Raw genomic sequence first — 10,982 nt, forward strand, 5'->3', positions numbered from 1 at the left:
TCAGCCGATGATGAACGTGACGGTGCCCTTCATCCGGTGACCGTCAGCCCCGGCTGCCTGCCAGCGAACCTCGTAGGTCCCCTTGGGCAGTGGCTTTGCCAGATTGAGAGTCATGGTCTTGTTGTCGTTCGACCATGCGGTCTTGAAGTTGCGGATCGCCATCTCGCCGTGGTTTGCCATGCCCGGCATCGCAGTCATTACGATGCTGGCTGCGGCAGTGGGCGGCAGCAGGGCTTCGCTGAACGTCAAGGAAACGGTCCGCGCGCTTGCGACTGTCGTCCCCTCAGCCGGGGTCGAGGCAACCACCTTGGTATGCGCCAGCGCGGTAGCGGGCAAAGCGAGCGGGGATGCCGCAATCGCAAGGGCGGCAAATAGTGATGCGATCTTCATGTGAGTTTATCCTTCGTGTTGATCAGAACCAGAAACGGATGCCGGCGATAAAGCTGGTGGCAGAGGGGTCTTCGCCGCGAGCGCGGGCGAAGTCGGCGCTGCGCCCGGTGCGCCATGATTGCTCCACGCCAATATAGGGCGCGAACTCGCGCCGGATCTCGTACCGCAGCCGGGCGCCGACCTCGATCTGGTCGAACCCCGCGCCAATGCCGAGCAGGGGAATGTCCTGCGCTGACAGGTTGGCCTCGATCCGCGGCTGAAGGATCAGGCGCTGGGTGATGCGCTGATCGACCTCGGCCTCGACCCGTGCGGTTAAATCGCCGCGGTGCGACAGGAACAGCGCAGCATCGACCTCGAACATGTAGGGTGCCAAGCCCTGCACGCCGATCACGGCATGGGTGGTGTCCGGCCCGCCGATGTCGTGACGGATGCCTGCCTGGAAATCCCAGAACGGCTTGAAAGCCTTTGAGAAGAGCGCTTGAACCTCGGCATCCTCAGGCGAGGAGCCCCATTCGCCTTCGCCCTCGCTCTTGAACCAGAGGCGCTCGGTGGGGCCGCCGTAGTAACCCTGGATATCCCACAAATAGGCGTCCTCGCCGCCGCGCACCTGCGTCTCCAGTCGGTCGCCCTGGAACCAGAACACCGGAAAGTTTCCGTGCGTCCTGCGCAGGTCGTTGCGCGAGGAAGCCATCGCCTCTGCGCCCCATATTGCATCGGCGGCGCGCGGCGGCCCACTTCCGGCCTCCGGCGGCGGCGGGGTTTCCATGTCCGGACCAGGTGAGGCGGTCGGTACAGCCATGCCTGCGCCATGGCCCATAGTGCTGTGATCCATGCCGTCCATCGGCTCGGCATTTCCGTCCGATGGAGCTCCCATATCATGGCCTGCGTGGGGATCGGCAGGATCGGCGTCGGCCTGTCCGTCCATGTCATGACCGGCATGCGGGTCGTTTGTCGCAGGGGCGGGTTGATCGCCCATATCGTGACCGGCATGGGGGTCAGCCTTGGCCTCTGCCGGGGCCGGCTCGGGCATATCGTGACCCTGATGCTGCGCCAGCGCCGGCGCTGCGCTCAGCAGTAGGACAATCGCGAGGGCGGGTTTCATTGCCCGCTCTCCGGACCCATCACCGTTACTGTCTGCATCATCCCGCCATGCATGTGGTAGAGCAGGTGGCAGTGAAATGCCCAGTCGCCCGGTTCATTGGCGGTCAGGTCGAACTGTGCGCTCGCTCCAGGCTGGACAATGACGACGTTTTTGCGGGGCTGATGGGCGGCATCCTCGCCGTTGACCAGCTCGAAGAACATCCCGTGAAGGTGGATCGGGTGCGCCATCATGGTATTATTGACGAGTTTGACCCGCACCCGCTCGTTCCACGCAAAACGGATCGGGACGTCGCTGACGGCGGAATACATCTTCCCGTCGAATGACCACATGTAGCGTTCCATATTGCCGGTGAGATGCAGCTCCAGCAAACGCGAAGGCTCGCGCGTGTCTGCATTGGGCTCCAGCGCTGACAGCAAGCGGTAATTGAGCACGCGATGTTCGACATCGCGCAGGCCGAGACCGGGATCGCCCATCTTGTCCACCGGAGCCATCGAGACCATGTCAATCCCTGGCCCCACCTTCACGTCGGGCGGCAACAGCAGCGTGTCACGCATCTTCATGCCATCCATCGAATGCCCGCTGCCGCCGTCATCCCCGTGCCCGCCATCGCCATGGTTCATTCCCATGTCGCCCATGTCGAGCAGGGGCGGCTTTCGTGGCGGAGGGATGGCCGCGCGCGCGCCGGAACGGCTCGCCAGCGTTGCAAGCGCCATGCCGGAGCGGTCCATGCTCTCGGCGATAATGGTATAGGCCTCCGCGTCGCGCGGGGTGACGATCACATCGTAAATCTCGGCGGTGCCGATCTGGAGCTCATCGACTTCAACCGGCTTCACGTTTTGGCCGTCCGCCGCGATCACCGTCATGGCTAGGCCGGGTATGCGCAGATTGAAGAAGCTCTGCGCCGCGCCGTTGATAACCCGAAGCCGCACCCGCTCACCGGGCTTGAACAGGTATTCCAGCCCCTCTTTCGGCCCGCGCCCGTTGGCGAGGTAGGTATAGGTGGAACCCGTCACATCGGCGATGTCGGTCGCAGGCATGCGCATCTCGGCCCACATCCGGCGGTCGGCGGCGGTCAGCGGGTAATCGTCGGCCCAGCTGGTCTGTTGATAGTTGAAATAGCCTTCGCCCTTGCGAAGCCGATCCATGATGAAATGCGGATCGAGGGGGGTGAATTCGCTCAAGAGCAGGATGTAATCGCGATCATACGCGGCAGGCTCGTCGCCCGCCGGGTCGATAATCAGCGGGCCGTAATGCCCCTGCTGTTCCTGAAGCCCCGAATGGCTGTGATACCAGTATGTGCCCGCTTGCCGGATAGGGAATTCATAGGGGAAGGTCTGACCCGGCTTGATACCGGGAAAGCTGATGCCTGGCACACCATCCATTTGGAACGGCACGAGCAGCCCATGCCAGTGGATCGAAGTATCGGTATCGAGCGTGTTGGTGACATTGAGGCGGACATTCTGCCCTTCGCGCAGGCGGATCAGCGGCCCAGGCACCGAGCCATTGACTGCGATCCCGTGCCCCTTGCGCCCTTGCACCGTCCGAGGGCCGTGGCCGACAGTAAGATCGATCACTGCGCCTGACACCTCGTCGAAGCCCACACGGATCGGCGAGCCGCCGCGCATGCGGTGGACAGAGTGCCCTTGCGCCCATGCGGGCATAGCGGCGAAGGCCGAGGCTGTCCCCAGCCCTGAAAGCAGGTGGCGGCGTGAAAGTGTCAGATGGTCCATACCCAGCATTACGCATGGACGCGGCTCACCCCTCAAAGTTTCTTTCGTCCACCCTCGTTTGCCAGAAGCTCACTGAGCTTGCTGCGCGCACGATAGAGCCTCGTTTCGACCGCTTTTTCGCTGATACCAAGCACGTCGGCTGTCTCGGCCTGACCAAGGCCCTCGACGGTTCGCAGGATCAAGGTTTCGCGCAGACGTGCCGGCAGCCGCACTATTGCTGCATTGACCCGCGCGAGCTCGGCGCGGTCGGCCGTCTGCACGTCTGGCGCGATAGCATCGTCGGGCATGTCATGGGCCGCATCGATCGGAGCTGTGCGCCACAGCATCGTACGCAGCCGGCGCCTGCGCCCCCAATCGCGGCATTTGTTGAGCGCAATCCGCCTGAGCCAAGTCAGAAGCGGCCGTGAACGATCGTAGCCATCGAGTGCCGAAAATGCGGCAATGAAGGTGTCCTGTGTAAGATCGAGCGCCTCTTGCGCGTCACCGGTCGAAGCACGGATGAAGCGGTAGATCGGCTCGCGGTAGCGGGCGAGCAGTTCCCGGTAGGCATCCTGCCTTCCGATGAGCGCCAGTGCCACCACCTCGGCATCGCTCCCCTCGGCAAGCGGGAGGCTCACTTCGTATCGGGGGCGAGAGCCTTGGCCACAGCCCGGTCAAATGCCGCGGCCTGATCGGGCCTTAAAACGGAGCGCATTTCGAAGAGGTGTTCGAGCGTTTCCTTCTGCATCTCGCCCATGACGTGGTGCGTGTGATCAACGGCTGCTGTGACTTCGGGGCCGTAGCCGTGCTCGGCCTCCATGGCTTTGGCCAAATGCGCATTGGCCGCCCTCATATCGAGCTCCAGCACCTTGCGGCGTATCGCAAAACGCTGCTCGATTGCCTCGATCTTCGCCGCTTGCGCTGCGTCCAAGTCGAGGTCGCCGTGCAGTAATGCATGTAGCTCAGTCTCGCTTTGCCTGCCATTGTTGAGCAACTTCTGACCCAAAAAGGTTCCCGCAAACGCGGCAATGAAGGCGACCACGATGAGCAAAGCCAACCACGCAGGTCTCGTCACGGATGAACATCCAGAAGATTCGAGGGTGCGAGAGGATTGTCGGAGGCAAACGGCGCGATCACCTGCGCCTGTGCAGGCGGCCCGGTCACAAGCCCACCGGTGGTCAGGCCCAGCAACAAAGCAAAGGCCCCTGCTAAAAATGTCGCGCGCTTGCCAAACGATGCTTCGCGGCGTTGCGCGGCAAACCCTGCGATAATTGCATCGTCAATCAGCTCGAGGCCCGCAGGAACGGGCAAGCTTGCGAGTTGTCGCAGGGATGAATTAAGTTCGGACACAGGCAATCTCCGTGTTGCACGTGTTCTATACGCAAGCGATGCGCCCGCCCCTCAGAAAAAATGGATATCACTGAAGCGGTCGGATCGCAGAGCGTGATCGCCAGACGGCCTCGCAGCGCGCGGATAACCGGTTTCGGCAGGAGCGGTCATTCGTTTTTCAGCGAGCGAACGACCGACCCTGGGTCGATAGGCGACGCATAACCGGGCTTCGATCAACGGCAGCTATCGCGTTCTGTCACCCGAAAGCGATCAGGTAGTTTTCCACCCACTTGCGGTCATGAGCCGGGCCTGCGCGCGATCCCGAAAGCGGCACGGCGGCTTGACCCGGCTGCTGGAAGATTCCCGCCACTCTGCAAGCGACCCCGAAGCGGACATCGCCCCGCAGGGTGTTTCTCCTGCCAATTTCTATCAGTCGTTGCAGCAAATGCCCTGCTGGATTGGAGGGCATGGCACCGTTCCGTAGGAACAAAATACGCAGCAGTCGCCTTCCAGAGGTTTTAGTCGGGTGCCGCAGCCCGAACAGGTATAAAAATACCAGCAGGCGTCAGTCGGCATGACCTCATTCTTTTCAGTCCCACAATCGGGACACCTCAGGCGAGAGATCAGGATTGGGTCAGACATAGATCATGGCTCCTGCAAAGAGAGCGGTGCCGATCAACAATCCGAATGCAGTCAGCGCTCTGAAGATTGGGCTTCCACAGGCCGTATCCGACGGACAAGTGCGTGCGAGCCGGAATTGCCAGACTAAGCGTGCCGCCCCTGCCAACAGCAGCACTGCTGCAACCACCAATAAAGGGGTTCGGTAGGGCGCGAAAATCGGTGCGATGCTGCCGAGCCATGCCGTGCCTAGTCCGGCAGATGCAAGCATCAGAGGCAAAGCGCAGCATGTCGCTGCGCCGAAGGAAGCCAGAACGCCCCCACCCGTTGCTAATCCGCTGAACCAATTTTGAATGCTACGCATAACGTGTGCCTTTGCATGACTTCGCTCTGCTCCTCGTCTACACTCTGTAGCGGCTACAGACTCAAGAGGTATTCCCATGAAGATCGGCGTGGTGTCGGAGCTGACCGGCTGCAACATTGAAACGATCCGCTATTACGAACGCATCGGGCTAGTCGCTGCGCCGCCGCGCAGGGGATCTTATCGCGATTATGGGCCGTCGGATGTGGATCGACTGAGGTTCGTCCGGCGTGGCCGCGAACTCGGTTTCTCATTGGAGGAAATCGGGACTCTGTTAGACTTGGCTCCACAAGACGGAGCCACTTGCGAGACGGTTCAGACCCTTGCCGAGCAGCATCTGCGAAATGTCAGAGCCAAGCTGGCGGACCTTATGAGGATAGAGACCGCCCTCGCGGAACTCGTCGCGCAGTGCGGAACTCGTCCCGTAAATTGCTGCCCAGTGGTCGAAAGCTTGGCGAGAGTATACTGACTGAGGATCGCGTAGCAGACCTTCAGCCATCCACCCACGAGCTGCCATGAGCCGGGCGGATGCGCGATCCCGAAAGCGGTCTTGCAGCTTTGCCTCGCTTCTGAAAAATTGATGCCATTCAGGAAGCGACCCCCTTTTGGCCAGAAGACTCGGTCGATCCTGCCGGGCAGTCGCCTTTAAATCACCATCATCTCGCGTGGCCCGCTCCGCGCTCGATATCGTGGAGCAGGCCGCTGCGGCGGGTGTAGATGAACCACGTCAGCGCGGCGCAGCTGGCGTAGAAGATCAGGAAGCCCCACAGGGCCGCCATCGGCGATCCGGTTGCGGCAATCGCGCTGCCGAAGCTCTTTGGGATGAAGAAGGCGCCGTAGGCCGCAATCGCCGAGGTGAAGCCGACGATCGCCGCCGATTCCCGCTCGGCCTGCCGCAGCGCGGCATCAGGGGCGAGCTCGGGCATCAGGCGCGGAACTTCCTGCCGCATGATGCCCGGGATCATCTGGAAGGTGGAAGCATTGCCTACCCCCGTCATGAAGAACATGAAGATGAAGGCGGCGATGAAGCCCCACCAGCTTGCAGCTTCAAGGAAATACATCACCCCCAGCACGCCCAGCATCATCAGCACGAACACCCAGAAAGTCACCCTTGCACCGCCCCACTTGTCCGACACCCAGCCGGTCGCCGCCCGGCTCAGCGCGCCCACCAGCGGGCCGAGGAACACGAATTGCAGCACGTCGACTTGCGGAAACTGCTGCTTGGCGAGCAGCGGCAGGGCGGCGGAAAAGCCGATGAAGCTGCCGAAGGTGCCGGTATAAAGCCAGCACATCAGCCAGTTGTGCTTGCGCTGGAAGATCACTGCCTGGTCGGCAAAGCTGGCCTTGGCATCGGCAATGTCGTTCATCCCGAACCATGCCAGCAGGGTGCTGGCGATGATGAACGGCACCCACACAAAGCCTGCGTTCTGCAGCCACATCTGCCCGCCATCTGCCGTCTGCTGTGCAGCCCCGCCGAGCGCGCCGAACACGCCGGCGGAGATGATCAGCGGCACCGCAAACTGCATCACCGAAACGCCCAGATTGCCCAGACCCGCATTCAGCGCCAGCGCATTGCCCTTCTGCGCCTTGGGGAAGAAGAAGCTGATGTTCGACATCGACGAGGCAAAATTGCCCCCGCCAAGCCCGCACAGCAGGGCCACCACCACCAAGGTGGTGTAGGGCGTATCCGGGCTGCGCACCGCATAGCCGATGCCGATGGCCGGGATCAGCAGGGACGCGGTGGATATTGTGGTCCACAGCCGCCCGCCGAAGATCGGCACCATGAAGCTATAGACGATGCGGAAGGTCGCCCCCGAAAGGCCGGGCAAGGCCGCCAGCCAGAACAGCTGATCGGTGGTATAGGCAAACCCGACCTGCGGCAGTTTGGCCACCACGACCGACCACACCATCCACACCGCAAAGGCGAGCAGCAGGGCGGGGATCGAGATATAGAGGTTGCGCCGCGCGATGCGTTCGCCCTGCGCCTGCCAGAAAGCGGGATCTTCAGGCTGCCATTGCGTGAGGCGATGCCGATCGCTGCTGTGTTCACCTGGTTGCAAAAGCCTTGCCCCGATCATGTCCGGCAAAGTGCCGACCGCGATACCACAGGCGTAACCGGCTTCTGACGATCGGCAAAGCTGCTTGTTTTCGCGCAATCGGGGTGCAATGTGGCCGAATGAAGATCGCCATCGTCGATGAAAGCTCCATGCGCGCTTCGATCATCGAAGAAGGCTTGGGCCAGCTTGAAAATGCCGAAATCTTCACTCTTACCCAGCGCCACGGGCTGCTCGCCGCGATTGAACGGATCGCGCCGGATGTGGTGTTGATCGACCTCGGCAACCCGTCGCGCGATGTGCTGGAGGAGTATTTTGCGGTCAGCCGCGCCTTGTCGCGCCCGATTGCGATGTTTGTTGATGAAAGCGACGATGCCTCGATCGCCGCCTCGATCGATGCCGGGGTTTCCGCCTATGTGGTTGATGGCCTCGCCAGTCACCGGATCAAGCCGCTGCTGGATCTTTGCATCAAGCGGTTTCACGCATTTGCCCGGCTGCAATCCGATCTGGCCGACGCGCAGGGCAAGCTGGCCGAGCGCGACCATATCGACCGTGCCAAGCGCATCCTGATGCGCAGCCGCAGTATCACCGAGCCGGAAGCCTATGCCGAATTGCGGCGCAAGGCGATGTCTTCGAACAAGCGGATCGCCGAAATCGCCGAAGCGGTCGTCACCGCGCATGATCTGCTGGGAGGGGACTGACCATGGCCGATGCCAAGCTGACCATCGGGTTCCTGCCGCTGGTGGATGCCTGCCTGCCGATTCTGGCGCATGAACACGGCTTTGCCGCTGACGAGGGCGTGGCGCTGACATTTGTGCGCGATGTGAGCTGGGCGACCGTACTCGACCGGCTGCTCTATGGCCACACCGATGGCGCGCACATGATCGCGCCGCTGGCGATTGCGACCACGCTGGGGCTGGGCCGGCCAGCGCAGCCGCTCGCCGCGCCTTTTGTGCTGGGGCTGAATGGCAATGCGATCACCTTGAGCAAACCTCTGGCGGCACGGGTGGCGGCACCGGGCGAGTATGGCGATCCCGCAGCGGTTGGCGCGCAGCTGCGCGAAGCAGCAGCGGCTGCGCAGGAGCAGGGGCGGCGGCTGCGGTTTGGCGTCGTGCACCGCTTCTCCAGCCACAATTACAAGCTGCGCTACTGGCTCTCCGCCTGCGGTATCCGGCCTGATCACGATGTCGAGATCGTCACCATCGCCCCACTATTCGTTCCCGATGCACTGGCGAGCGGGGAGATTGACGGGTCTTGCGTGGGCGAACCGTGGAGCTCGGTTTGCGTCGAACGCGATGTCGGCACCATCGTGCTCGCCACCGCGCAGATCTGGCGGCGCGGGGTGGAAAAGGTGCTGGCGGTGCGCGAGCCGGTGCTGGCCGACAAGGCCGAAGCCTTTGCCGCGCTGATCCGGGCGATGCGCCGGGCGGGCCGCCACTTCATCGACCCGGCCAATTTTGCCGAGAACGCCCGCATCCTTGCCTCGGCGCCCTATCTTGATGCTGACCCCGCGCTGGTGCTGCGGGCGATATCGGACCGGCTGGTGCTGGCGCATGATGCTGCGCCGGTGCACTTGCCTGATCTGATGTTCCAGCACAGCGAGGCGGCCAATTTTCCGTGGATGAGCCAGGCAGCGTGGCTCTATTCGCAGATGGTGCGCTGGGGGCATACGGCGTTTGATTCGGCCGACGCCGCGCGGGCGATGCGGGTGTTCCGGCCCGATGTCTACCGCGCCGCGCTGATCAATACCGGCGATGATCTGCCCAATGCCAGTTCCAAGGTTGAAGGCAGCGTAACGCAGTTGACGCAGGTCGGCGCGCAGCAAGGCACGCTGACGCTGTCTGCCAACCGCTTTTTCGACGGGCTGACCTTCGATCCCGACCAGATCGAGGCCTATCTTGCCGCCTTGCCCTGACCGGAAATGATGCTGCGCTGCAAAATAAGGCTTTACGCGGCGGCACCGGCTGGCTTATCTTTTGTCCCGAAGCTGCTGAGCAATCCAGTGCCGGATGTGCTTGCGGGCAGCCCTTTCTGAACGATTTACGGCAACGACGCCGCCCGATCCGCACCTGACAAAGGTGCATCGTGGCGGCTTTTTGATTTTTGGCGTCGGCCCCGGTCGATGCTGCATCCGGCGGGCAACGGCGCTCGCCTCTCGTGGCCGGTCATGCACCGGCTTCAGCCAGAGAGGTGATCCATGCGCGCATACCCACACTGCTTGCTTGCCCTGACAGCCGCTTGCTGCAACGTCCCGGCGCTGGCTGCGCCCGGCGATCCGATTGCGCTTGCCGATGGCGTGACGCTGGATCCGATCCTTGCGCTGAAGGTGCGCCGCGAGACGGTTGACGAGGACAAGCCGATTGAGCCCGCCAATGCACTTACTGCGCGCCTTCATGCAGGGTTTGAAATCGCCAGCGGTGAATTTTCCCTGCTGATCGAGGGCGAGGCAACAACGGAGCTGACCGACAGCTTCAACAACACCATTCCGGGCAATGGCCGGACGCGCTTTTCTGTGGTGGCCGATCCTGAGAACCTCCAACTCAACCGCGCCCAGATCGCCTGGCGTAATGGCGCAAACAGCGTCACGCTTGGCCGCCAGCGGATCATTCTTGATGATGCGCGCTTCGTGGGCAACGTGGTGTGGCGTCAAAATGAGCAGACCTATGATGCGGTGCGTGGGCAGACCGCGATCGGCCCGGTCCGGCTCGATGCGACCTATGCCAGCGCGGTGCAGACCGTGTTCGGCGCGGACAGCCCCAATTTCCGCTATGACGGCGATTTGGTGTTCCTCAACGCCGGGGTGAAGCTGGCCCGCGGCGAGGTCACCGGCTTTGCCTATCTCCTCGATTTCGACACCCGCCTGAACGCGTCAAGCAACACCTTCGGCGCCAAAGCTGCGTTCAAACTGCCGGTCGGCCCGGTGACCCTGAACGCCAGGGCGACGCTGGCCACCCAGTCCGATACCGGTGGCAACCCGGTCGCCTATACCGCCCATTACCTGCAAGGCGAGCTGGGTGCGACTTGGGCCGGATTTTCGCTGGGGGCTGGGGTCGAACAGCTCGGCAGTGATGGCGGGCGCGGCGCGTTCCAGACCCCGCTGGCCACGCTATTTGCCTTTAATGGCTGGGCCGACCTGTTCCTGCGCACGCCCGATGCGGGCTTGACCGACACTTTCGCCCGCGCGGGCAAGAAATTTGCCGTGAAGGGCCTCGGCACGGTCGATCTGCTGGCCGTTTACCACCGCTTCGACAGCGATTTCGGCAGTCGGCATTACGGCGACGAGATCGATCTGTCCGCCGGCCTTGCCGTGGGCCGCGCATCCTTCCTTGCCCGCTTTGCCAGCTACCGAGCCGATGGCTTTGCCGCCGACACCCGCAAGTTCTGGCTCCAGACCGAAATCGCATTCTGACCCCAAGGAG

13 protein-coding genes are annotated in these 10,982 nt (G+C 62.6%); 4 read left to right on the top strand and 9 right to left on the bottom strand.

The window, feature by feature from the left end; all coding sequences use genetic code 11:
• From copC to ACMX37_RS15710, 8 genes are all read right to left on the bottom strand, one after another.
• Window positions 1-390: a copper homeostasis periplasmic binding protein CopC gene (gene copC, locus ACMX37_RS15675; RefSeq protein WP_068351500.1), complete on the bottom strand. Its 390-nt coding sequence runs from the start codon at window positions 388-390 to the stop codon at window positions 1-3.
• A gap of 22 nt (window positions 391-412) precedes the next feature.
• Complete coding sequence (locus ACMX37_RS15680) at window positions 413-1,492, bottom strand: copper resistance protein B (protein ID WP_483146820.1); 1,080 nt, start codon at window positions 1,490-1,492, stop codon at window positions 413-415.
• Window positions 1,489-3,231 (bottom strand): copper resistance system multicopper oxidase, encoded by a 1,743-nt coding sequence (locus ACMX37_RS15685; protein WP_483146821.1) that lies wholly within the window; start codon window positions 3,229-3,231, stop codon window positions 1,489-1,491. The genes ACMX37_RS15680 and ACMX37_RS15685 overlap by 4 nt, the downstream gene beginning before the upstream one ends.
• A gap of 23 nt (window positions 3,232-3,254) precedes the next feature.
• Window positions 3,255-3,839 carry an RNA polymerase sigma factor gene (locus ACMX37_RS15690; protein WP_068351492.1) on the bottom strand — a complete coding sequence of 195 codons (585 nt, stop codon included), beginning with the start codon at window positions 3,837-3,839 and terminating at the stop codon, window positions 3,255-3,257.
• Window positions 3,836-4,258: a periplasmic heavy metal sensor gene (locus ACMX37_RS15695; protein WP_483146822.1), complete on the bottom strand. Its 423-nt coding sequence runs from the start codon at window positions 4,256-4,258 to the stop codon at window positions 3,836-3,838. Before ACMX37_RS15695 ends, ACMX37_RS15690 begins: the two co-directional genes overlap by 4 nt.
• A gap of 14 nt (window positions 4,259-4,272) precedes the next feature.
• Window positions 4,273-4,551 (bottom strand): hypothetical protein, encoded by a 279-nt coding sequence (locus tag ACMX37_RS15700; RefSeq protein WP_483146823.1) that lies wholly within the window; start codon window positions 4,549-4,551, stop codon window positions 4,273-4,275.
• Window positions 4,552-4,959: 408 nt separating this feature from the next.
• Window positions 4,960-5,172 carry a GDCCVxC domain-containing (seleno)protein gene (locus ACMX37_RS15705; RefSeq protein WP_081096498.1) on the bottom strand — a complete coding sequence of 71 codons (213 nt, stop codon included), beginning with the start codon at window positions 5,170-5,172 and terminating at the stop codon, window positions 4,960-4,962.
• Window positions 5,165-5,629, bottom strand: a complete 465-nt coding sequence (locus tag ACMX37_RS15710; protein WP_483146824.1) for a mercuric transporter MerT family protein — start codon at window positions 5,627-5,629, stop codon at window positions 5,165-5,167. The genes ACMX37_RS15705 and ACMX37_RS15710 overlap by 8 nt, the downstream gene beginning before the upstream one ends.
• Between ACMX37_RS15710 and ACMX37_RS15715 the strand changes: the two genes are divergently transcribed.
• Window positions 5,589-5,978, top strand: a complete 390-nt coding sequence (locus tag ACMX37_RS15715; protein ID WP_483146825.1) for a MerR family transcriptional regulator — start codon at window positions 5,589-5,591, stop codon at window positions 5,976-5,978. The genes ACMX37_RS15710 and ACMX37_RS15715 overlap by 41 nt on opposite strands.
• 187 nt (window positions 5,979-6,165) lie before the next feature.
• Here the strand turns inward: ACMX37_RS15715 and ACMX37_RS15720 are convergent, their stop codons facing one another.
• Window positions 6,166-7,569 (bottom strand): NarK family nitrate/nitrite MFS transporter, encoded by a 1,404-nt coding sequence (locus ACMX37_RS15720; protein ID WP_483146826.1) that lies wholly within the window; start codon window positions 7,567-7,569, stop codon window positions 6,166-6,168.
• Between the two features lie 116 nt (window positions 7,570-7,685).
• On the opposite strand from ACMX37_RS15720, the gene ACMX37_RS15725 reads away from it, so the two are divergent.
• From ACMX37_RS15725 to ACMX37_RS15735, 3 genes are all read left to right on the top strand, one after another.
• Complete coding sequence (locus ACMX37_RS15725) at window positions 7,686-8,264, top strand: ANTAR domain-containing response regulator (protein ID WP_073976833.1); 579 nt, start codon at window positions 7,686-7,688, stop codon at window positions 8,262-8,264.
• A 2-nt stretch (window positions 8,265-8,266) separates the two neighbouring features.
• Window positions 8,267-9,478 (top strand): ABC transporter substrate-binding protein, encoded by a 1,212-nt coding sequence (locus tag ACMX37_RS15730; RefSeq protein WP_483146827.1) that lies wholly within the window; start codon window positions 8,267-8,269, stop codon window positions 9,476-9,478.
• 282 nt (window positions 9,479-9,760) lie between these two features.
• Window positions 9,761-10,972: an alginate export family protein gene (locus ACMX37_RS15735; protein WP_483146828.1), complete on the top strand. Its 1,212-nt coding sequence runs from the start codon at window positions 9,761-9,763 to the stop codon at window positions 10,970-10,972.
• The last annotated feature ends 10 nt before the right edge of the window (window positions 10,973-10,982 follow it).

It is taken from the genome of Porphyrobacter sp. THAI-01a, assembly GCF_056868655.1.